This is a genomic window from Rhodococcus rhodochrous (genome assembly GCF_014854695.1).
In the GTDB taxonomy this organism is placed as follows: Bacteria; Actinomycetota; Actinomycetes; order Mycobacteriales; family Mycobacteriaceae; genus Rhodococcus.
This window is the reverse complement of the sequence record NZ_CP027557.1, coordinates 1,199,317-1,219,088: the sequence shown is the minus strand read 5'-3', so window position 1 is coordinate 1,219,088 and position 19,772 is coordinate 1,199,317. Positions and strand designations below refer to the sequence as shown.

The 19,772-nt window shown below is 68.1% G+C and carries 24 protein-coding genes and 1 tRNA gene; 6 read left to right on the top strand and 19 right to left on the bottom strand.

Annotation, left to right across the window (positions count from 1 at the left end):
* Positions 1-4: 4 nt before the first annotated feature.
* From C6Y44_RS05830 to mscL (C6Y44_RS05810), 5 genes are all read right to left on the bottom strand, one after another.
* The gene (locus tag C6Y44_RS05830; protein ID WP_159416472.1) at positions 5-805 is read right to left on the bottom strand and encodes a T3SS (YopN, CesT) and YbjN peptide-binding chaperone 1; all 801 of its coding nucleotides are present in this window, start codon (positions 803-805) and stop codon (positions 5-7) included.
* An 88-nt stretch (positions 806-893) separates the two neighbouring features.
* Positions 894-1,340, bottom strand: coding sequence for a hypothetical protein (locus C6Y44_RS05825; protein ID WP_159416473.1), 447 nt, complete (start codon positions 1,338-1,340; stop codon positions 894-896).
* Entirely contained in the window at positions 1,337-2,947 is a 1,611-nt protein-coding gene (locus C6Y44_RS05820; RefSeq protein WP_159419023.1) for a BCCT family transporter, read from the bottom strand. Before C6Y44_RS05820 ends, C6Y44_RS05825 begins: the two co-directional genes overlap by 4 nt.
* A 114-nt stretch (positions 2,948-3,061) precedes the next feature.
* Positions 3,062-3,424: a GntR family transcriptional regulator gene (locus C6Y44_RS05815; RefSeq protein WP_159416474.1), complete on the bottom strand. Its 363-nt coding sequence runs from the start codon at positions 3,422-3,424 to the stop codon at positions 3,062-3,064.
* Positions 3,425-3,436: 12 nt separating this feature from the next.
* The gene (gene mscL, locus C6Y44_RS05810; RefSeq protein ID WP_059381667.1) at positions 3,437-3,886 is read right to left on the bottom strand and encodes a large conductance mechanosensitive channel protein MscL; all 450 of its coding nucleotides are present in this window, start codon (positions 3,884-3,886) and stop codon (positions 3,437-3,439) included.
* A 151-nt stretch (positions 3,887-4,037) separates the two neighbouring features.
* Here mscL (C6Y44_RS05810) and arsC point away from each other — a divergent pair, with 151 nt between their 5' ends.
* Positions 4,038-4,385, top strand: a complete 348-nt coding sequence (gene arsC / locus C6Y44_RS05805) for an arsenate reductase (glutaredoxin) (protein ID WP_016692909.1) — start codon at positions 4,038-4,040, stop codon at positions 4,383-4,385.
* A gap of 6 nt (positions 4,386-4,391) precedes the next feature.
* On the opposite strand, the gene arcA is transcribed toward arsC, so the two are convergent.
* Positions 4,392-5,603 (bottom strand): arginine deiminase, encoded by a 1,212-nt coding sequence (gene arcA / locus C6Y44_RS05800; RefSeq protein WP_159416475.1) that lies wholly within the window; start codon positions 5,601-5,603, stop codon positions 4,392-4,394.
* A 100-nt stretch (positions 5,604-5,703) separates the two neighbouring features.
* On the opposite strand from arcA, the gene C6Y44_RS05795 reads away from it, so the two are divergent.
* Positions 5,704-6,171: an FABP family protein gene (locus C6Y44_RS05795; protein WP_159416476.1), complete on the top strand. Its 468-nt coding sequence runs from the start codon at positions 5,704-5,706 to the stop codon at positions 6,169-6,171.
* 13 nt (positions 6,172-6,184) lie between these two features.
* Here the strand turns inward: C6Y44_RS05795 and C6Y44_RS05790 are convergent, their stop codons facing one another.
* The 7 genes from C6Y44_RS05790 to C6Y44_RS05760 all read right to left on the bottom strand — a co-directional run bounded on the left by C6Y44_RS05790 (position 6,185) and on the right by C6Y44_RS05760 (position 11,572).
* Positions 6,185-7,033, bottom strand: coding sequence for an SDR family oxidoreductase (locus tag C6Y44_RS05790; RefSeq protein WP_159416477.1), 849 nt, complete (start codon positions 7,031-7,033; stop codon positions 6,185-6,187).
* A 151-nt stretch (positions 7,034-7,184) separates the two neighbouring features.
* The gene (locus tag C6Y44_RS05785) at positions 7,185-7,328 is read right to left on the bottom strand and encodes a hypothetical protein (protein ID WP_157788873.1); all 144 of its coding nucleotides are present in this window, start codon (positions 7,326-7,328) and stop codon (positions 7,185-7,187) included.
* Between the two features lie 101 nt (positions 7,329-7,429).
* Positions 7,430-7,502 (bottom strand) — tRNA-Ala (locus C6Y44_RS05780).
* Between the two features lie 163 nt (positions 7,503-7,665).
* Positions 7,666-8,484, bottom strand: a complete 819-nt coding sequence (gene sepX, locus C6Y44_RS05775) for a divisome protein SepX/GlpR (RefSeq protein WP_106200501.1) — start codon at positions 8,482-8,484, stop codon at positions 7,666-7,668.
* Positions 8,485-8,740: 256 nt separating this feature from the next.
* Entirely contained in the window at positions 8,741-9,376 is a 636-nt protein-coding gene (locus C6Y44_RS05770) for a GNAT family N-acetyltransferase (RefSeq protein WP_106200502.1), read from the bottom strand.
* Entirely contained in the window at positions 9,376-10,629 is a 1,254-nt protein-coding gene (glp, locus tag C6Y44_RS05765; protein WP_106200503.1) for a molybdotransferase-like divisome protein Glp, read from the bottom strand. Before glp ends, C6Y44_RS05770 begins: the two co-directional genes overlap by 1 nt.
* A gap of 31 nt (positions 10,630-10,660) precedes the next feature.
* On the bottom strand, positions 10,661-11,572 hold the full coding sequence (locus C6Y44_RS05760) for a UTP--glucose-1-phosphate uridylyltransferase (RefSeq protein ID WP_016692916.1): 912 nt from the start codon (positions 11,570-11,572) through the stop codon (positions 10,661-10,663).
* Between the two features lie 61 nt (positions 11,573-11,633).
* Between C6Y44_RS05760 and C6Y44_RS05755 the strand changes: the two genes are divergently transcribed.
* The 4 genes from C6Y44_RS05755 (at position 11,634) to mscL (C6Y44_RS05740) (ending at position 14,042) form a co-directional block, all read left to right on the top strand.
* Positions 11,634-12,236: a 5-formyltetrahydrofolate cyclo-ligase gene (locus C6Y44_RS05755; protein WP_192378725.1), complete on the top strand. Its 603-nt coding sequence runs from the start codon at positions 11,634-11,636 to the stop codon at positions 12,234-12,236.
* 84 nt (positions 12,237-12,320) lie between these two features.
* The gene (locus C6Y44_RS05750) at positions 12,321-12,623 is read left to right on the top strand and encodes an FmdB family zinc ribbon protein (RefSeq protein WP_159416479.1); all 303 of its coding nucleotides are present in this window, start codon (positions 12,321-12,323) and stop codon (positions 12,621-12,623) included.
* Between the two features lie 104 nt (positions 12,624-12,727).
* The gene (locus tag C6Y44_RS05745; protein WP_159416480.1) at positions 12,728-13,453 is read left to right on the top strand and encodes an SAF domain-containing protein; all 726 of its coding nucleotides are present in this window, start codon (positions 12,728-12,730) and stop codon (positions 13,451-13,453) included.
* A gap of 154 nt (positions 13,454-13,607) precedes the next feature.
* Positions 13,608-14,042 carry a large conductance mechanosensitive channel protein MscL gene (gene mscL, locus C6Y44_RS05740; protein WP_120281666.1) on the top strand — a complete coding sequence of 145 codons (435 nt, stop codon included), beginning with the start codon at positions 13,608-13,610 and terminating at the stop codon, positions 14,040-14,042.
* A gap of 92 nt (positions 14,043-14,134) precedes the next feature.
* On the opposite strand, the gene C6Y44_RS05735 is transcribed toward mscL (C6Y44_RS05740), so the two are convergent.
* From C6Y44_RS05735 to C6Y44_RS05710, 6 genes are all read right to left on the bottom strand, one after another.
* Positions 14,135-14,770, bottom strand: coding sequence for an MspA family porin (locus C6Y44_RS05735; RefSeq protein WP_159416481.1), 636 nt, complete (start codon positions 14,768-14,770; stop codon positions 14,135-14,137).
* 53 nt (positions 14,771-14,823) lie between these two features.
* The gene (locus C6Y44_RS05730) at positions 14,824-15,600 is read right to left on the bottom strand and encodes an MspA family porin (protein WP_159416482.1); all 777 of its coding nucleotides are present in this window, start codon (positions 15,598-15,600) and stop codon (positions 14,824-14,826) included.
* Between the two features lie 573 nt (positions 15,601-16,173).
* Entirely contained in the window at positions 16,174-16,389 is a 216-nt protein-coding gene (locus tag C6Y44_RS05725; protein ID WP_159416483.1) for a hypothetical protein, read from the bottom strand.
* A gap of 4 nt (positions 16,390-16,393) precedes the next feature.
* A complete protein-coding gene (locus C6Y44_RS05720; protein WP_174246923.1) occupies positions 16,394-16,891 on the bottom strand; it encodes a MogA/MoaB family molybdenum cofactor biosynthesis protein in 498 nt (165 codons plus the stop codon).
* A 74-nt stretch (positions 16,892-16,965) separates the two neighbouring features.
* On the bottom strand, positions 16,966-18,195 hold the full coding sequence (locus tag C6Y44_RS05715; RefSeq protein WP_174246924.1) for a S1C family serine protease: 1,230 nt from the start codon (positions 18,193-18,195) through the stop codon (positions 16,966-16,968).
* A 167-nt stretch (positions 18,196-18,362) separates the two neighbouring features.
* The gene (locus C6Y44_RS05710) at positions 18,363-19,766 is read right to left on the bottom strand and encodes a HAMP domain-containing sensor histidine kinase (RefSeq protein ID WP_159419025.1); all 1,404 of its coding nucleotides are present in this window, start codon (positions 19,764-19,766) and stop codon (positions 18,363-18,365) included.
* Positions 19,767-19,772 lie beyond the last annotated feature (6 nt).

Below are 19,772 nucleotides of genomic sequence, written 5' to 3'. Positions count from 1 at the left end.
GAGTTCAGTTCGGTTCGTCGAGCACGCTGCCCTCGGGCAGCTCGACGTCGTGTTCCCTGTCGGAGCCGTAGCGGACACCGTCGAAGCGACGCGCGAATCGCTCGTCGACGACCGTGAGGAAGCCCTTGAGTCGCTGGAGCAGCTCGGACAGGTGACGGGGCACGAACGGATCGCCGAGCAGGTCGACGGTGGCGACGAGCCGGTCCTCGACGAGCACCACCTTGATGTGCGGCCACGTCCGGTTCAGTTCGGTGAGCTCGGCCAGGGCGTGGGTGCGACCGCCGGCGGGCGCGGTTCCCGGGGTGTCGTCCTCAGGGATCGCGTGCAGCAGCGGTGCCCACAGCCTGATGCTGCCGTCGTCGTCGATCACGACGAAGACCACCTGGGAGTCGAGGACGACGACGAAGTCGCCATCGGCGTCGACCGGCACCGGGCGTCCGAGGGCGTGCGCGAGCGCGTCGCTCACACGCTCGCGCAGGTCGCCGAGGGCGGACGGCGGGTGCGCCTGCAGGAAGGCCGGATGCGGCACCTTCCCACGACCGCGCAGCACCGACACGATGTGCCGGGCGAGCATGCCGGCCTCGGACACGGACCGGGTGACCGGCTCCGATCCGGTGACCTCGACCGTGGCGCATCCGCCGGAAGTCGCCAGCACCCGCACGCAGGCCGCGGGCCCCGAGGCTGTCTCGGCGTGCAGCTCGAAGGTGTCGGATCCGGCGAGTTCGGAGATGCGCCGGGCCAGCTGCGAGGCGTAACGGGCCCAATCGCGGTCGAGGGCCTCGTCGAATCGGTCGGTGTCGGTCACGCGCACTCCTCTCGAAGAGCAACTGCCGGGCAGGCGACACCGTACTCGGAGTGGGCGACAACTCACCGCAGGCACGCGGCGTCGTGTGTCACCCGTGATGCCGCCGTCCGATTGCTGCCCACACCGCGACCCGCGACCCGCGTTCGAGGATGTCCACGATCGCGAATCCTGCCTGTGCGAGAACGGTGCTCACCGTCATCGAGACGGTTCCGGTGTCCTCTCCCGGCCCTGCCTCGTCGATCACCCACAGTTGCCCGTCGTCGGCCAGCAGCGGGGCGAGGGCTGCCACGGCGGCGGTGTCCTCGTGGAATTCGGGGACGTCGAGTGCGTAGATGCGGTCGAACTTCTCCTGGCGGGTGAACTCGTATGCGCGGGTCGCCGAGGGGGCCACGTGCACGCGTCCGTGGGGACCGACGTGCTCGGCGACCACGGCGGAGGCGGGCCCGGTGTCGATCGCGAGGACGGACGTACCCGGACGCGCATCGAGGACGTCGAGCAGGAACTCGACACCCTCGATGTGGGACCGCTCGGTCATTCGACCTTGCGCAGTGTCCGTTTCCTGCGCCCGCCCGTGATCAGGGGGTCGCGCTGCAGATCCCGGTACAGCGACACGCACAGGCCGATCATCACAAGAAGGAAGGGGGCCGCGGCGATGATCGTCATCGTCTGCAGGGCGTTGAGGGCTTCCTCGCCGCCGCTCCACAGCAGCAGTGCCGCGACACCGCCGGTGAGTCCGCCCCAGAAGACCACGACGCCACGATTCGGCGCGAGGGTGCCGCGTTGACTGAGGCTGCCCATCACCATCGACGCGGAGTCCGCTCCGGAGATGAAGAAGATGGCGATGAGGAGCATCGCGACGACCGTGGCGATGCCGGTGAGCGGGAGGTTGCCGAGCACCCCGAACAGCTGCCCTTCGACGCTGTCGGCACCCGCGATGTCCAGGCCGTCCAGTTGCTGTCCGATACCTGCGCCGCCGAACACCGAGAACCAGATGAGGCTGACGAGGCTCGGGACGAGGATGACGCCGACGATGAACTCGCGGATGGTGCGGCCGCGGCTGATGCGGGCGAGGAACATACCGACGAAGGGCGCCCACGAGACCCACCACGCCCAGTAGAAGATCGTCCAGCTCGACAGCCACTCACCTGCGGCCTCGTTGGAGGCGGCCGTGCGCGCCGACATGCGGGCGAACTCCGCGGCGTAGGCACCGAGGGTGGTGGGCACGAGGTTGAGGATGAAGACGGTGGGTCCGAGCACGAACACGAAGATCGCCAGGATCGCGGCGAGCACCATGTTGATGTTCGACAGGTATTGGATGCCCTTGGCGACACCCGTGACCGCGGAGGCGATGAACGCGAGCGTGAGCAGTGCGACGATCGCGACGAGCAGCATCACGCCGGCCGTCTCGAGCCAGCCGGTGACCTCGAAACCCGAGCCGATCTGCAGCGCGCCCAGGCCGAGCGACGCCGCGGTGCCGAACAGGGTCGCGAACAGGGCGAGGATGTCGATGACCTTGCCGAGCGGACCTTCGGCCCGGCGTCCCAGCAGCGGGATGAACGCCGAGCTGATGAGCTGCTTGCGACCCTTGCGGAAGGTGCCGTACGCGATGGCCAGACCCACCACGGCGTAGATCGCCCAGGGATGCAGGCTCCAGTGGAACATCGAGGTCGCCATCGCGACGCCGGTGCCGCCGTTGCTGCCCGGTGGTGGCTCGACGAAGTGCGAGAGCGGTTCGGCGACACCGAAGAACATCAGGCCGATGCCCATACCGGCGGCGAACATCATCGAGATCCAGCTGACGGTGCGGAACTCCGGCTTCTCGTCGTCCTTGCCGAGCGGGATGCGGCCGTAGCGGCTCACCGCCAGCCAGAGCGCGAAGAACACGAATCCGCTCGCCGTGAGCACGAACAACCAACCGAACTCGACGACGATCCAGTCGAGGATGTTCCCGGTAACGGTCCCGAAGTTCTCGGTGGCGGCCAGACCCCACACCACGATCGCCGCGACCAGCGCGGCAGCGACTCCGAAGACCACTTTGTCGGTCTGCGGTGGGCGCGCCGCGGACGCGGCTACTTCAGAAGCACGGGCGCCCGAGACCTCGTCGATCTCCTCGGACCCGGGCCGATCACCAGGGACATTCATGCGAACAAACCTTGCAAGTTTCGGGCGCCTGCGGAGCGGAATCGCCGAACCCGAGAAAATCGTCACATTTCGGACGCGACATGCATACTCTGCGCGATCCCGCAGATCGGCAGGTCAGCCTGCACGCAGGGCGGCCGAGACGAATTCGAGGATCTCCTCGTCGGACATCCCGAGTGCCCTCACCTCGGCGACGTACTCGTTGGTGGATAGCTGGGCCCGCGTGCGGGTGGGATCGCCCGTGTCGGCGACGAACGTCCCAGCCCGCCCGCGGGCCTCGAGCACGCCCAGCTTCTCGAGTTCCCGATAGGTCTTGGCGACCGTGTTCGGTGCGATGCCGAGGGTGTCGGCGAGGCCCCGGACGGTGGGCAGCTTCGAACCTGCGATCAGCTCACCATCGTGTACCAGCTCGACGATGCGCCGGCGCAGTTGCTCGAACGGCGGGACGGGCGAGTCGGGATCGATGGTGAGGTCGAGCATTCTCGCAGGTTATCAGCGCTCGGTGACCTTGACGGGCGCTTCGGCCGAGGGCGCGTCGGCAGGGGCGTGGTTGTAGCTGCCGGTCTCGAGCAGGTCGCGGATCTGGATGAGCAGATCGGTCTCGCTCAGCGGCTCGTCCTCGGGCTCCTTCTCCGGCGCGAAGCGGGCCTTGGCGGCATTGACCGGCACGATGAGCACGAAGTAGACGACGGCGGCGATGATGAAGAAGTTGATCGCCGCGGAGATGACGGCACCGAGGTTGACGAAGGTAGCGTCGTTCGACGAGAGCAGGCGGAAGCCGAAGCCCATCTCGTTGTCGCCACCCACAGCGGCGACCAGCGGGTTCACGATGTGATCGGTGAACGCCGTGACGATGGACGTGAACGCCGCGCCGACGACCACTGCGACGGCGAGTTCGACGACGTTTCCGCGCAGCAGGAAATCCTTGAAACCTTTGAGCATCGTGCTCCGTGCCTTTTCTGAGAGAGAATTCGAAAAACTTCAGGGCGCGAAAATCGTAATAACGCTTCCCAGCAGCTTCAACAGGGACGAATCGGGCAACACGGCCGCGGGTGGCACCTGAATACGGACTGCGTCAGGGCAGAATCGGGCCATGGCAACCACGGCGACGATCTATCACAACCCGCGCTGCAGCACGTCACGCAACACTTTGGCGCTGCTGAAGGAGAACGGACTCGAACCCACGGTCATCAAATATCTCGAGACTCCGCCGTCTCGCGACGAGCTGCGGTCGCTGCTCGATGCGGCAGGTCTCACACCGAGTCGGGCGATCCGGAAGAAGGAATCGCTCTACAAGGAGCTGAACCTCGCCGAGGCGTCCGAGGACGAACTGCTCGACGCGATGGTCGCGAACCCGATCCTCATCGAACGTCCGCTGGTCGTCACCGACAAGGGCACCGTGCTCGCGCGTCCGGTCGACAAGGTGCGCGAGATCCTCTGACGGCAGCTACAGGGCCGCCCGCGAGAGCGGGCACGACATGCATCGCGGACCGCCGCGGCCGGAACCGAGTTCCGACCCGGCGATCCGCAGCACCTCGATCCCCGAATCCTCGAGGCGGGTGTTCGTCTCGACATTGCGTTCGTAGGCGACGACGACGCCGGGCGCCACGGCCAGCGTGTTGTTCCCGTCGTCCCACTGCTCACGCTCGGCGACAACGGAATCCAGACCGGTGTCGATGACGCGCAGTTTCTCGATCCCCATCGCATCGGCGGCGGCCTCGAGGAAGGGGCGCGGCCCCGAGATCTGCACCGCGCCGTTCTCGCGGTGGATGGCGAACGCCTGGAGGCTGTCCCGGATCGCCGGGTACATCACCACCGCGTCGACGTCGACCATCGTGCACACGGTGTCGAGGTGCATCGACGCCCGTCGCTGCTCGATCGGCACCGCCAGCACGGTGTGCGCGAGCCCGTCGTCGAAGACGCTGCGCGCCAACGCTTCCGCACCGGCCGGACTCGTCCTCTCCCCCACTCCGACGGCGACGACGCCGGGCGCGAGCAGCAACACGTCGCCACCCTCGACCGGCGCGGTGTGCGATTCGTACGCGCGTCGCACGTGAAGGAACTGCGGGTGGAAGGCGTAGATGAGGTCGGTGAGGCTGGTCTCGCGCCGGCGCGCAGGCAGTGCCAGGTTGGGGATCGCGACGCGCGATCCGAGCCAGAACGACGAATCACGCGTGAAGAGCAGGTTCGGCAGCGGTGCGATCGCGAAATCGGAACCGTGGTGCATCAGGCGCACGAGGGACGGAGCTGCGCCGTTGCCCACCGCGGGCAGTTCGTCGAAGGTCATGCCCGCGATGAGGATCCGGGCGAGCTCGGCAGCGGGCAGGGCACGCAGATGGCCCGTCAGTTCCTCCGCGAGCGCATAACCGAGACGCTGCGCGTCGACGGCCGACGACACGCTCTGTACCCGCGCGGCGCCACTGGCCTCGAGTGTCTCGGTGAGCAGGTCGGCCAGCAGGAACACCTCGACCCCGCGGCTGCGCAGCAGGTCGGCGAAGGCGTCGTGTTCCTCCTGTGCCCGCGCCACCCACGGCAGGGCGTCGAAGAGCAGCTGGTCGTTGTTGCGGGGCGTGAGGCGTTCGAGTTCGGCGCCGGGCCGGTGCAGCATCACGGCGCGGAGTTCACCGACTTCGGACTCGACACCCCAGCGATGACTCATATGCTCACGGTATCGCGCAGGACGGCGACATCCGGGTCAGGCGCGTCGAGTACGGCGACAACGATTGCGAAGAACACACCGAGAACACGAGGGAGATTTCATGGTCGACGACCCGCTCGGGTGCCTGGCACCGTTCGCCGGGCGCTGGACCGGAGGTGGCGACGGCCACTATCCCACCATCGACGACTTCGCGTACGACGAGACGATCGAGTTCGCCACCATTCCCGGCAAGCCCTTCCTGATGTACGTCAGCCGTACGCGGCACCGGACGGAGGGACGCCCTCTGCACACCGAGAACGGCTACCTGCGCCGCAGCGGCGACGATGTCGAACTGCTCGTCTCGCAGCCCACCGGGTTCGTCGAGATCCAGCGGGCCCGGCCGGAGGGCGGCGTCCTGGACTTCACCACCCTCACCTTGGAGCGCTCACCCGACGCCAAGCCCGTGCGCGAGGTCCGGCGGCGTTTCGAGGTCGACGGCGACGTGCTGGTCTACGACTTCTGGATGGCCCACGCCGACACCCCGCTGACGCATCACCTGCACGCCGAACTGCGCCGCGCGTCGGAATGATCCGGAAGAATCGTCACTTCGTGCCGACGACGCGACGGAAGTAGTCGTTGGCGGCCTGCATGACGAGGTTGTAGGGCGGCGCGAACTTGCGGGCCCACCAGTAACCGAACCGGGTGTCGAACGACGTGTAGACCATGAAGCGGTTCTTCAGGATGCCGGCGACGATGCGTTCGGCCACCTTCTCGGGGGCCGCGGCATGCCGGACGAACCGTTGGGTGAGCTTGCGGACCTCGGGGCGGTCGCGGTCGACGCCGACGATCTGCACGGTGTCGACCAGCGGTGTGCGCACGGCCCCGGGGACGACGAGCGAGACACCGATGCCGTCGCGCTTGAGGTCGAACCGCAGCACCTCCGACACCCCGCGCAGACCGAATTTGCTTGCGCTGTAGGCGGCGTGCCACGGCAGGGCGAGCAGCCCGGCGGCCGAGGAGACGTTGACGATGTGCCCGCCGCGACCGGCCTCGATCATGGCCGGCACGAAGTTCTCGATGACGTGGATGGGCCCCATGAGGTTGACGTCCACCATGAGCTTCCAGTGCTCGTGCTTCAGCCGGTCGACCGTGCCCCACACCGACACTCCGGCGACGTTGGCGACGATGTCGAGCGACCCGCACGCCTCGTGCACGTCGCGGGCGAAGGCGGTGACGGCCTCGTAGTCGGAGATGTCGAAGGCGGCCGAGTGCAGCACGGTGCCGCCGCGCTCACGAACGCTGCGGACGACCTCGTCGAGGACCTCCTCCTGCAGGTCGGTGAGCACCAGCCGGGCCCCGCGATCGGAGGCCGCATGGGCCAGGGCGCGGCCGATTCCGCTGGCCGCGCCGGTCACAAGGAATTTGGTTCCGCGCAGGTCGGTGATCGCCATGGCGACACCCTAGCCTCGCCGTGACGACACGACGCTCCGGCGCGCCACGGAAAAACCGGATGCACCGGAGCGAATCGACTTGTGTGCCCGAGCGAAGCGACCTGTGAGCCGGAGCGTGCGGCTCCGGCGGATGGAACTCGCAGAATCGAACTCAGAGCCGCTGTGCCATCTCCTCCTGGTATTCCCGAATCGTGCGCTCGATCATCTCGACATCGTCGTGGCGATTCTCGCTGCGCGCGAGGTCGGCGCGCTCGCGCAGTACCCGGATCGCCCGACGCAACTCGTCGTCACTCATCCTGTGGTCCATGCCACACAGTCTGCCGGGTTCGGCGTGGACCCGCCAGCGAATGACCCCGCATACGACGAAAGCCCCGCCGCGGGCGGGGCTTTCGGGGGTGGAGCTGAGGGGAATCGAACCCCTGACCTCTTCGATGCGAACGAAGCGCGCTACCAACTGCGCCACAGCCCCGTAGGTTCCGAGGGAACCGACTCGCAAACTCTAGCAAACCACCCCGTCCATCACGAAATCGGAGTGTCGGCGCAGGTGACAGGCGATTTCGCGACCTGCTCCGCAGACGGGCCGGGGCCCGCACCGATTCGGTGCGGGCCCCGCCGGAAGCGTCGTCGGACGATCATTCCCCCACTGCGCGGGGAACGACGTAGTCGCCGGGCTCGTCGCCGCCGTCGCTCGCTCGGACGTCGTAACCGTGGTCGATGCCGTAGTCGTCCTCGTAGCGGTCGAGATGTTCGAACTCCGGATCCTCGTCGTCGACCTCGAGGACCACGGCCCCCGGGCGACGCAGGCGCTGCGGAACGTCGTCGTGGCCGCCACGGGCCCCTGCGCGGGACCGCTGCAGTCGCGCGAGCCGACGCCGCCGGATCTCCTGCTCGAGACGCACTTGGCGCCGCAGGTAGAACAGGTAGGCGACGAGAGCCACGGCCGCGAGACCGGCGAGCCACCACATGACCGACGAGACGATCAGGGCGAGCGCCGACGTCATGATCGCGGCGATCAGCAGGCCGAGAACGGCCCGCTGACGGAATTCGTATCGCGCGGCGCTGGCGACCGCATCGGCGTGCGGGTCGAATCCGCCACGGCCCCGGCGCTGCGGTGCATGTGCGCGCACGGGCTCACGGTCGGGTGCTGCTTCGTCGTGGACGTCGGCCTCGTCGGAATCGATCTCCGGCCTGTCGTCGAGTTCAGTGTTCATGCGGTCCTCCGCGGGGGTGCGGTGCGTGCGGTCACGACTCGGACGCCAATGAGGATCGCTGCGGTGCCCGGCGGCCGGCCCCCGAGGGGTGATCGGCTCGTCGTCTCCGCGGTGCAGAACTCGAGTTGCGAGAGCGGCGTCGGTCGTCTGCCGGATTCGAGGACGCTTCGTGACCAGCATGGGCACCAGAACGAACAACCACACGGCAACGAGCCCGATCCACAGAAGCGAGTTCGGCATCCGGTGGTCCTCCCTCCAGTCGTCGCCCTACCAGCCCGTCGACGCCACCGACCTACATGAGGCTAACGGCATCACTGCGCTTACCTGTACAGAAACGCCGACTCAATCGACTACAGAAGTCACTCGAGTCACGCGAAACCAACTGACACTCTCTTCACTCTAATCACAGGGATCCCACACGCGCTGGGGATTGTTACTCGAGTTGCGAGTAACCTGCGTTACATAACGGACGAACCCGACTCGAGACGGGAAGTGGTCAGGACCAGGTCGCGCGACCGGCACGGACGAGACGGTCCGAGACCGAGCCCGGCACCTCCTCGACCGTCATCGCGACCAGCAGATGGTCGCGGAATCGGCCCTGGACGTCGAGATAGCGCTTCAACAGACCTTCCTCGCGGAAGCCGATGTTGCGCAGCACCGCGCGACTGGGCTCGTTCTCGGGCCGCACGGTGGCCTCGACACGGTGCAGCCCGACCGGGCCGAAGCAGTGGTCGAGCCCGAGGGCGACGGCGGCGGTCGCGACACCGAGGCCGTTGACCTCCTTCTCCACCCAGTAGCCGATCCAGGCCGAGCGCAGCGCTCCGCGCACGATGTTGCCCACCGTCAGCTGCCCGCAGAACCTGCCGTCCAACTCGATGGCCATCGGCAGCATCAGGCCTTTGTGGGCCTCCGACCGCAGACTGCGGTAGAGCCCCGGCCACACCGAGATGTGGTGCCGCATGTCCCACGGCGCCTCACCGGTCGGCTCCCACGGCTCGAGATGCGCGCGATCACGCAGACGCAGGCGGCTCCACGCCGCGGCGTCGCGGAGTCGGATCGATCGGACGGTCACCACGCCCCCGGCCACCCGCAGCGGCCCGAGCTCGGCCGGCCAGCCGGGATGACGGGACATCAACCACGCTGCCCGAGGAACGCCACGTCCACCGGATCTCCCGTGCGGATCTCGGAGACCTCGGGGTCGACGATGACGAGACAGTTCGCCTCGGCGAGGGTCGCGAGCAGGTGCGACGACGAGCCCGCGGCGCCGCCGAGCGCCTGCACGAGATAGTCGCCCGTCGTCTCGTCGCGCATGAGCTGGCCGCGCAGGAAACCCTTGCGACCGGGGATCGAGGTGATGGGGGCGACCGTGCGTGCAGAGACGACGCGGCGCATCGGCTGGCGCCGGCCGAGCGCGATGCGGATCAACGGCCGGACCATCACCTCGAACACGACGAGCGCGCTCACTGGGTTGGCGGGCAGCAGGAAGGTCGGCACCTCGTCGCGGCCGAGACGCCCGAAGCCCTGAACCGAGCCCGGATGCATCGCGATCCGCTCGACGCCCAGCTCACCGAGATCGGACAGTGCCTCGCGGACCTCCTCGAGCGCACCACCGCCCACGGCACCAGCGATCACGACGATCTCGGCGCGGATCAACTGACCCTCGACGACCTCGCGCAGCCGCTTCGGATCGGTACTCGCGATCCCGACCCGGTTGACGTCGGCTCCGGCGTCGCGCGCAGCCGCGGCCAGCGCGTAGGAGTTGACGTCGTAGACCTGTCCCGGCCCGGGCGTGCGATCGACGTCGACGAGTTCGCCGCCGACTGAGATGACCGACAGTCGCGGCCGCGGATGGACGAGCACCTTGTCGCGGCCGACCGCGGCGAGCAGACCCACCTGGGCGGCCCCGATGATCGTCCCGGCGCGCACCGCGATGTCGCCGGGCTGGACGTCGTCGCCGGTGCGACGCACGTAGTCGCCCGAACGCACCGGCTCGAGCACCTTGATGCGTGCGGCACCACCGTCGGTGTTGTCGAGCGGCAGCACCGCGTCGGCGAGCGTGGGCAGCGGCGCACCGGTGTCGACGCGCACCGCCTGACGGGGCTGGAGACGGATCGGCTGACGCGAACCGGCACGCACCTCGCCCACGACCGGCAGCGTCACCTCGGCGGGTGCGGACCCGCCGTCGGTCTCGGCCGGGGCCTGGACGTCGACGCTGCGCACGGCGTATCCGTCGATCGCCGCCTGGTCGAATCCGGGTAGGGGTCGCTCGGTGACCACTTCCTCCGCACACAGCAGACCCTGCGCCTCGGAAATGGCCACCCGGACCGGCCGGGGTGCGACTGCCGCCGCCGTGACCCTGGCCTGCTGATCCTCAACCGACCGCATACCGCTTCTCGTCCTCCAGCCCGTCCTGCAGTCAGCGCTTCAGGCGCTCGAGGAGCCACTCGCGCAGCGAGGGCCCGTACTCTTCCGTGTTCAACGCCGAGTCAACCGCAGCGCGCAGATAGCCACCGGGATTTCCGAGGTCGTGTCGGGTGCCGCGGTGCACCACCACGTGGACGGGATGACCCTCGGAGATGAGCAGGGCGATCGCGTCGGTGAGCTGCAGTTCTCCCCCGGCTCCGGGCTCGATGCGACGCAGTGCGTCGAAGATCGCCCGGTCGAGCAGATAGCGGCCGGCGGCGGCGAAGGTCGACGGTGCGTCCTCCACGGCCGGCTTCTCGACCATGCCGAGCACCTTGAGCACGTCGGGATTGGCGGCGTCCGGCACGACCTCGACGTCGAAGACGCCGTACGCGCTGACCTGATCCTTGGGCACGTCGATCGCGCACAGCACGGAACCGCCACGCTTGGCGCGGACACGCTGCATCGTCTCGAGCACGCCCACCGGCAGCACGAGGTCATCGGGCAGCAGCACGGCGATCGCGTCCTCGTCGGGATCGAGCGCCTCCTCGGCGCACGCCACGGCGTGACCGAGACCGAGCGGCTTCTCCTGGACCACGGACTCGACCTCGAGCAGCCCCTGGGCCTTGCGGACCTTGGCGAGGAGCTCGTACTTGCCCTTCTCCTCGAGCTTGGACTCGAGGACGAGGTCCTCGACGAAGTGCGCGACCACGCCGTCCTTGCCCGGCGCCGTCACGATGAGGAGGCGCTCGGCGCCCGACTCCGCGGCTTCACCCGCCACGAGCTCGATGCCGGGCGTGTCGACCACCGGAAGGAGTTCCTTCGGAACCGTCTTGGTCGCGGGAAGGAACCGCGTCCCCATACCTGCTGCGGGGACAACCGCGGTCTTGAAATGCCGCGTGCCTCCGGTCGTACTGTTCGTCATAGACTCCCACCCTAAACTTCGGCCACCGAGGACGGTGGTTCGGCAATCGTAAGGCGCAGACATGCCCCCACCCCCGAAAGCGGTCTGGCGTGACCGCATTCTTACAGCTCGGCGCGAGCTGAGTGCTGCGAGGCGCAGAGTCGAGGACACCGCGCTCGCCACGGTGGCCTCGACGCTCGCCCCGGCGGGGTCTGTGGTGTGCGCATATGTGCCGGTGGGTTCGGAGCCCGGATCGATCGCGCTCCTCGATGCTCTGACCGAGGCCGGAACGACGGTGCTCGTCCCGGTGACACGCACGGGCGAACCGCTGTCGTGGGCCCGCTACATGGGCGAGAAGACGCTGATGGCGGCGGATTTCGGGCTCCGCGAGCCGGGTGGTGAGATCCTCCCGCCCGAAGCGGTGGCGAAGGCCCACACGGTGCTCGTCCCGGCCCTGGCGGTGGACGCGCGGGGAGTGCGGCTCGGCCGCGGCGCCGGCTTCTACGACCGCACCTTGCACCTCGCCTCTCCCGACGCCGTGATCATCGCGGTGGTCCGCGATGAAGAACTCGTCGACGAACTCCCCGAGGACCCCCACGACATCCGCATGGGATGGGCGCTGACACCCGGGAAAGGGCTGGTCCGGCTCGGTAGCGACGACCGTGCGGAACAACACACTCCCTAGCGCTGTTGGCACTGTCGGCGGTAGAGTGCCAAAACTGCAGTACGACGAATACTGCGGTTCGACGAACTGGCGGAGGATCAACCGGTGCCCACCTACTCATATGCCTGCACGGCCTGCGACAACAAGTTCGACATCGTGCAGTCCTTCAGCGACGACTCCCTGACCGAATGCCCGCAGTGCGAGGGCAAGCTGCGCAAGCTCTTCAACTCGGTCGGCATCGTGTTCAAGGGCAGCGGCTTCTACCGCACCGACTCCCGCAGCGGCAGCACCGCGAGCGAATCCGCGTCGACGAGCTCGAGCAGCTCCTCGTCGAGCGACAGCAGCTCGTCGTCGAGCAGCACGTCGTCGAGCAGCACGTCCTCGGCTCCGGCTGCCGCCGCGAGCTGACCTTCCGGACTCCTTTGTCCACAGGCGGTCGAGTCATCCACAGACCGCCGTTTCCGAGAGCTCATCGGGGCCGACAGGGCATCCCCACCTTCTAGGTTCGGGGCATGCCCGTCGGCCCTTTCTCGTTCCTCCAACGTGAGCGCGCGCGTCCGCACCGCTCGCGCTCCTCTGCGGGTGCCTCGTTGCAGCCCACCCTCCCCGATCGGTTCGTCGAACTCCTCCGCCCCGGCTGGTCGCGCATCGTCCGGGCCCGCCGGATCGCGGCCGGACTCCTCGCCGTCCTGGCAGTGATCCTCGCGCTGCGCGGCGACCCCGACACCGATCGCGTGGGTGTCGTCGTCGCGGCTCGCGATCTCGCACCCGGGCACACCCTCACGGCTGACGACGTCGCTCACGTGGAGCGCGATCGGTCCGGTCTGGTCGCCGGGACCCTGCACGACCTCGACGACGCCGTGGGCCACACGCTCGCCGGTCCCGTACCCGCCGGTGAACCCCTCGTCGATACCCGCCTTCTCGGTCCCCGTCTCGCCGCAGCCGCCACCGGATTCGCCGACGCCCGCGTGGTGCCCATCCGGCTCGCCGATGCCGGTGTGAGCGAACTGCTCCGCGAAGGCGACCGCGTCGACGTCCTCACGGTGACGGAGACCGACGACGGCCCCCTGCCCGGCGCACACGTCCTCGCCCGGGGCGCGGTGGTGGTCCTGGCCGAATCCGCCGGGTCGGCGCGGGATCGGAACGAGCGGGTCGTGCTGGTCGCGCTGGAACCCGAACCGGCCACGGCGGTCGCCGCGGCGTCGCTCGTGAGCGCGCTGACCGTCACGCTGCACTGAATGTCGCGGTCGTTTGCCCTACACGATCCCCCCTGCACGTTCCCCACTGCACAATCCCCACGAGGAACCGACCTCGCGGTTTATCGTGTGGACGTCCGTGTGACCTACCTCATGTGCGCGGCTCCGGCGGACAGGCCGCGAGAAGGAGCACACCATGCTGAAGGGCTTCAAGGACTTCCTGTTGAGAGGCAACGTCCTCGACCTCGCCGTCGCGGTCGTGGTCGGCGCGGCGTTCACCGCCATCGTCACGGCCTTCACCGAGTACATCATCGAACCGCTCATCAGCGCGGTGGGCGGCGACAACGAGATGGGTTGGGGTTTCCAGATCCTGAGCGACAATCCCGCGACGTTCGTCAACATCGGCGCGGTGATCTCCGCGGCAATCAACTTCGTCATCATCGCCGCGGTCGTGTACTTCGTGCTCATCGTCCCCGCCAACGCGGCGAAGAAGAAGTTCGTCACCGAGCCGGAGGACAAGCAGGCCAGCGCCGAGGACCTGCTCATCCAGATCCGCGACATCCTCGAAGCCCAGGCCGCGCAGTCGGGTCAGGGTGGCGCGCACGCCAAACCCAGCCCCGGAATCGAGTAGGTGCCCGACGACGAAGAAGACCGGGCCCGCTCGAGTTTCGAGCGAGCCCGGTCTTGTCGTGCTGTGTTCGGCGTGAGCCGGACGTCTACTACTTAGACGGTCCAGGGAGCGCCGTAGGTGGTGACGTTGTCGCCGTTGGCCGTGATGGCGCGGACGAACGGACGGACCTGGACAGCGCCGAGGACGCCGGAGGCGGTGCCGTGGACGTTGGAGAACTGAACGGTCTTGAAATCACCGTCGAACTCGCCCTCGGCGACGACGAGCTCCTCGATGCCCGGAGCCGGGGTCAGCTCGAGCTCGGCGTAGGCCTGCGGGAGGATGTCGGTGACCTTGGCCTCGGGTCCAGCGGGCTTGATAGCGACCTCAAGCTGCGGGGTGGAGTAGGTCACGCCGATGGCGCCGTCGATGCTGCCGGCCCACGCGAACTGGTAGCCGAACTGGAAGAGGGTACCCTCCGCGTCGGCTGCACCGTCACCGAGCAGGTTCACGGTGCCGCGGCCGTTGTGGAAGAACTCGCGGTTGAACGGGCTGCCGCCGAGAGCCGGAACACCCTGGATGAAGGTGTCCTCCTGGGTCACGACGACCTCGACGCCGTCGGAGACGATGCGGTTCTGGTCGTTGACCTCGGCCGAAGCGGCGCCCGAGGCACCAAGCACCAGACCGAGCACGGCGGCACCGGCGACGGCGGCGTTACGAGCGGCCTTGAAGCCACGCGACTTGATTCCCATGATTACTCCGTTTGTGGTGGTGGGGACTTCTTGCGGGATGGCGCGGAGCAGGACTAGAGGGTCCAGACCTGGCCGTAGGTGGTGACGTTGTCGCCGTTGGCGGTGATCACACGGACGAAGGGGCGGAGGGAGACCGGTCCGATGACACCGGTGGCGGCACCGTGGACATTGGCGATCTGGACTTCCTTGAAATCACCATCGAAATCGCCCTCAGCAACGACGATCTCTTCAATACCGGGCGCGGGGGTCAGTTCGACGGCTGCGGTCGCCTGCGGAAGAATCTCGAAGATCCCCGTCTCGACGGCGTCGAGCTCGATATCTCCGCCGCCCTCGATGCGTCGGTAGATCGGTTCCATGACCGGCTGCCCCTCGTCGTCCAGGACGGGGTTGTCGTCCTCATCGAGTACCGGCTGTTCGCCGATCTCCTCAAAAGCATCCGAACGTGCCGCAAAGACCCCGACTTCGACGTCGGGGCTACTCCAGCTGAAACCGATTGCGCCGTCAAGCGAGGCGGTCCACGCGACCTGGTAACCGAACTGGAAGGTCGAGCCCTCGAAGTCCGCCGCCTCGGGGCCGACGATGTTGGCGATGCCGCGGCCGTTGTGGAACCACTCACGGCTCAGCGGGCTGCCGCCGATCGGGGGCACACCGTTGATGAAGGTGTCCTCCTGCGTGACGATGACCTCGTGGCCGTTGGAGACGATCCGGTTCTGGTCGTTGACCTCGGCACCTGCGGCGCCGGCCGATCCGAGAACCAGACCGGCCACAGCAGCTGCCGCCACCGTGGCGTTGCGGGCGGCCCGGAAGCCACGTCGCGTCTGAATCTTCATGAATGCCTCATCCGTTCTCTGCGTGCCGGGTTGCGCACCGCGTCCGACAACAAGTGGTCGCCCTGTCGCCCGCGGGTCGCTGTCCACAGCGAACACACCGGCGGATCAGCCGTCGGTGTGTCGGTTACGTCCATCGTCCGCACGGTTTTGCGTTACCGATTCGTGATCGAGCCCGGGCCGCTGGGCCCGGGCTCGACCGGTTTGAACCTGAGAGGGAGATTAGACCGTGACCTTTCCCAGAGCAACGGCTCGGAAATGTAACGCCGAGGGCTCGAGACGGCTCGTGAGACGCGTGGGACACACAAAATGTTCACGAAACGGACACGTCGGTTGTGGATGCCGACACGCCGTACAACATGCGCGCTGTATGGCGCATTTTTCGGTTTGCCCAGGTAGGGCGACTCGAGGCTTTCACCCGTCATGTCTCGAAGGGTGCCCTCAGCGACCGCACAGCGCCTCCGCGTCCCACATGGTGGATCATGCGGAGTTGAACGAAACGTTGCATCGCCGTTTCTTCACGGCCGACAACGAGTTCGAATCACCTCGAGAGCAACCCGGCAAATGTGACACACATCACGAGCCGGAGTGGTGTGGTGGTACCTGACGTCGCAGCCATTCGTCCGATCCGCCCTCGCGAGGATCGTTGTCCCGTCGTTCATCGCGAGTGGTCTCGGGAAGCACGTCGCCGAAGATGCGCGCCAGCCGTGCCCGGTCGATCCGGGCACGGCTCTCACGCTTCTCTTCGGTCACCTCGTCGGGCTCCTGCGGGTCCGCAGGGTCGCCGGCCATGGCGTCACTCCTCCATCCAGGACAGCTCTTCGATGACGTGAGCCGCGAGAGGCAGCAGGGTTGCCATCCCGTCGCGGATGGCGGGACGCGACGACGCGAGGTTCACCACGAGCGTCGATCCGGAGACTCCCACGAGACCGCGGGAGAGGCCGGCGTCGACGGCACCCGACGCCAGACCCGACGAACGCAGTGCCTCGGCGATGCCGCGGATCTCGTGATCGAGCACGTCCTCGGTCGCGTCGGGAGTCACGTCGCGCGGGGTGACACCGGTGCCACCGACGGAAATCACCAGATCGACGCCGCCGATCACCGCGGTGTTGAGCGCATTTCGGATCTCGACCTCGTCGGCCGCGACCGACACGACACCGTCGACCGCGAAGCCACCTTCGACGAGAAGCTCCGTGACCAGCGGGCCCGCGGAGTCCGGACTGTCGCCGTGGGAGACGCGATCGTCGACGACGACGACGAGCGCGCGGCCTTTTCTGGGAGCTTCGAGTTCCATGAGGTCCACGGTAGTTTGCGGGTCGAGAGCATGCGGCTCTTGTACCGAAATGTGAGCTATGTCCATGTCGTCCCTCATCGTCCGGCGGAATCTGCGGTGGTCACGACGTCGACGGTGTTCTCCTCACCGTCGGCCGTGCGGTAGGTGATCTTCACGGTCTCGCCGGGAGCGTGGGAGCGGATCGCGGCGATGAGCGAGTCGCCGTCGGTGATGACCCGCTCGTCGACGCGGACGATGAGCGCGTTGTTCGGGATGCCCGCACGATCGGCCGGGCCGTCGGGCACGACCTCCACGACGCGCGCGCCGTAGGCGTTGTCCCGGGACGGGACCTGGACGCCGATGATCGAGTGCGTCGCCTGACCGGTGTCGACGAGTTCCTGCGCGATACGCCGGGCCTGCTCGACGGGGATCGCGAAGCCGAGGCCGATCGAGCCCGACTGTCCGCCGGCCGTGGCGATCGCGGTGTTGATGCCGACGAGGCGACCTTCCATGTCGACGAGCGCGCCGCCGGAGTTGCCCGGGTTGATCGCCGCGTCGGTCTGGATCGCGTCGATGACAGACGCCTGGTTGGCGGTGTCCCCGCTCGTGGAGACGGGGCGGTTGAGGGCCGAGACGATGCCCGCCGTCACGGTGCTCTGGAGTCCGAGAGGCGAGCCGACGGCCACGACCTCCTGGCCCACCGCGAGGTTCTCGGCGCTGCCGAGTTCGATGGGCGTGAGGTCGGTGCGACCCTCCGTCCGGATGACGGCGATGTCCGAGACCGCGTCCGCGCCGACGACCGTCGCCGGTGCGGTGGAGCCGTCCGAGAAGAAGACCGTCAGGCGCGCGCCCTGCCCGCCGCCCGCCACGACGTGGTTGTTGGTGAGGATCAATCCGTCCGAGGACAGGACCACACCCGAACCCTCACCGGCACCCGTGCGGCCGAGGACCTCGATTCGCACGACGCTCGGCACGACCCTGTCGGCGACGGCCTGCACGCTGCCCTCGGGAGCAGCGGCGATCGTCTGTGTCTCGGGCCGCGGGGCGTCGAGGGAGTTGACGACCGGTCCGGACGAGTCGCGCATCGACCACGCGCCGACCGCGCCACCGATGCCGCCGCTCACCAGCGCCAGTGCGATGGCACCGACGACGAGAGCGGAACGGCCGGGCATGCGATTCGATGCCGTGTGGTTCGGGCCGGGCGCCGGCGGCGGAGGTGCCGGCTGCTGGGCGGCCTGCGCGTAGGGCTCGGTGTATCCACCGGGGCCGTACGGATGGGGTTGCGGTTGCGGTGCTCCCGCGCCGCGGGTGGGGTCCTCACTCATTCGTCACTTCGCCTTCGTCCGCCGGGGCCACCGGACGCATACGGGTCGACGTCGGCGTGCGGTGGCCGATCATGCGGGGTGCGTCGAGCACCTCCGCGCTTCTTCGTCCAGCATGGACCGGGCAGCTGAGAGTCGCCTCAGAAGTACCCGCGATTTTGCTGTCGAATTCATCCGATCTCGGTGGGGTGTGTCTCTCCGTCGAGGGTCGGTGTGCCGGGCAACACGATGCGGATCAGCGCGCCGCCACGATCCGACCGTTCGACGGCGATCGTCCCGCCGTGCTTCGTGACCATCTGTCGCACGATGGCCAGTCCCAGCCCGGATCCCGGCATCGACCGCGCGGTCGTCGCCCGGTAGAACCGCTCGAACACCAGCTCGCGTTCCTCCTCCGGGATCCCCGGGCCGGCGTCGTCGACGGTCAGTTCCATCAGGCCACTGGCGATCTGCCGCATGTTCACGACGACGTCCTCCCCCGCCGGGCTCCACTTGGCCGCGTTGTCGAGGACGTTGACCACCGCGCGGGTGAGTCCGGCCTGGTCGCCGAAGACGAACCACTGCTCGGTGGTCGCCCGGAACTCGATGTCGGTACGCCGTCGACGCGCGCGTTCGAGACTGCGGTCCACCACCTCGGCGACGTCGACGACCTCGAAGACCGTCTCCGGCGCCTCCTCACGGGCGAGGTCGACGAGATCACCGACGAGCGTCGACAACTCCTCGATCTGGCCGATGACGTCGGCCCGCAACTCGGCCATGTCCTCGTCGGGCAGGCTCGGTGCACCGGGACGGCTCGCCGCGATGAGCAGTTCCATGTTGGTCCGCAGTGAGGTCAGCGGTGTCTTCAGTTCGTGACCGGCGTCGGCGACCAGCCGGCTCTGCCGTTCCCGCGACTCGGCGAGCGCGCGCAGCATCATGTTGAAGCTCTCGGTGAGACGGGCGAGCTCGTCGTGGCCGGTCACCCGGATGGGCCGCAGGTCGTCGGTGCGGGCGACCCGCTCGGCGGCGGCGGTGAGCCGGGCGACGGGACGCAGACCGGTGCGGCCGACCGTCGCACCCACGGCGGCGGCGAGCACCACCCCGCACCCGCCGACGATGAACAGCACACTCGCCAGGCGGTTGAGGATCTCGACGGTGGGACGCAGTCGCTGCGCGATCACGACCGTGCTGCCGTCGGGCATGCGCTGGGCCAGTACGCGCTGCTGGGCGACGGTGCGCAGCGACGACTCACGGTCGCCCTCGGCCACCGCCAGTTCGGATTCGCCGATGGGGACCGACGAGCCCGGCGGCACGTACCTGCCGAGATCCGGATAGATCAGGGCGACGCTGATGTCGGAGCTGTAGAGCTGGGCCCCGCCGATATAGCGCGGGTCGTAGGTGATGAGGGTGCTCGACTCGACGAGCGCGGCGGCCCGCGCCCGCAACTGGGTGTCGACCTCCGAGTACAACGCCCGCGAGACGACGGCGTAGGCCGCGATGGAGGTGACGGCGACGGCGAGCGCCACCGCGCCGGCCGCGAGGAGCGTGACGCGGGTGCGCAGCGGCACCGAGCGGGTCAGAAGAAGAGGTGGTCGCATCAGGTC

Coding starts and splice junctions, on each gene's coding strand:
- C6Y44_RS05825 (WP_159416473.1), bottom strand. CDS start 1,340: ATGACCGAGCGGTCCCACATCGAGGGTGTCGAGTTCCTGCTCGACGTC.
- C6Y44_RS05820 (WP_159419023.1), bottom strand. CDS start 2,947: ATGAATGTCCCTGGTGATCGGCCCGGGTCCGAGGAGATCGACGAGGTC.
- C6Y44_RS05815 (WP_159416474.1), bottom strand. CDS start 3,424: ATGCTCGACCTCACCATCGATCCCGACTCGCCCGTCCCGCCGTTCGAG.
- mscL (WP_059381667.1), bottom strand. CDS start 3,886: ATGCTCAAAGGTTTCAAGGATTTCCTGCTGCGCGGAAACGTCGTCGAA.
- arsC (WP_016692909.1), top strand. CDS start 4,038: ATGGCAACCACGGCGACGATCTATCACAACCCGCGCTGCAGCACGTCA.
- arcA (WP_159416475.1), bottom strand. CDS start 5,603: ATGAGTCATCGCTGGGGTGTCGAGTCCGAAGTCGGTGAACTCCGCGCC.
- C6Y44_RS05795 (WP_159416476.1), top strand. CDS start 5,704: ATGGTCGACGACCCGCTCGGGTGCCTGGCACCGTTCGCCGGGCGCTGG.
- C6Y44_RS05790 (WP_159416477.1), bottom strand. CDS start 7,033: ATGGCGATCACCGACCTGCGCGGAACCAAATTCCTTGTGACCGGCGCG.
- C6Y44_RS05785 (WP_157788873.1), bottom strand. CDS start 7,328: ATGAGTGACGACGAGTTGCGTCGGGCGATCCGGGTACTGCGCGAGCGC.
- sepX (WP_106200501.1), bottom strand. CDS start 8,484: ATGCCGAACTCGCTTCTGTGGATCGGGCTCGTTGCCGTGTGGTTGTTC.
- C6Y44_RS05770 (WP_106200502.1), bottom strand. CDS start 9,376: ATGTCCCGTCATCCCGGCTGGCCGGCCGAGCTCGGGCCGCTGCGGGTG.
- glp (WP_106200503.1), bottom strand. CDS start 10,629: ATGCGGTCGGTTGAGGATCAGCAGGCCAGGGTCACGGCGGCGGCAGTC.
- C6Y44_RS05760 (WP_016692916.1), bottom strand. CDS start 11,572: ATGACGAACAGTACGACCGGAGGCACGCGGCATTTCAAGACCGCGGTT.
- C6Y44_RS05755 (WP_192378725.1), top strand. CDS start 11,634: ATGCCCCCACCCCCGAAAGCGGTCTGGCGTGACCGCATTCTTACAGCT.
- C6Y44_RS05745 (WP_159416480.1), top strand. CDS start 12,728: ATGCCCGTCGGCCCTTTCTCGTTCCTCCAACGTGAGCGCGCGCGTCCG.
- mscL (WP_120281666.1), top strand. CDS start 13,608: ATGCTGAAGGGCTTCAAGGACTTCCTGTTGAGAGGCAACGTCCTCGAC.
- C6Y44_RS05735 (WP_159416481.1), bottom strand. CDS start 14,770: ATGGGAATCAAGTCGCGTGGCTTCAAGGCCGCTCGTAACGCCGCCGTC.
- C6Y44_RS05730 (WP_159416482.1), bottom strand. CDS start 15,600: ATGAAGATTCAGACGCGACGTGGCTTCCGGGCCGCCCGCAACGCCACG.
- C6Y44_RS05725 (WP_159416483.1), bottom strand. CDS start 16,389: ATGGCCGGCGACCCTGCGGACCCGCAGGAGCCCGACGAGGTGACCGAA.
- C6Y44_RS05720 (WP_174246923.1), bottom strand. CDS start 16,891: ATGGAACTCGAAGCTCCCAGAAAAGGCCGCGCGCTCGTCGTCGTCGTC.
- C6Y44_RS05715 (WP_174246924.1), bottom strand. CDS start 18,195: ATGAGTGAGGACCCCACCCGCGGCGCGGGAGCACCGCAACCGCAACCC.
- C6Y44_RS05710 (WP_159419025.1), bottom strand. CDS start 19,766: ATGCGACCACCTCTTCTTCTGACCCGCTCGGTGCCGCTGCGCACCCGC.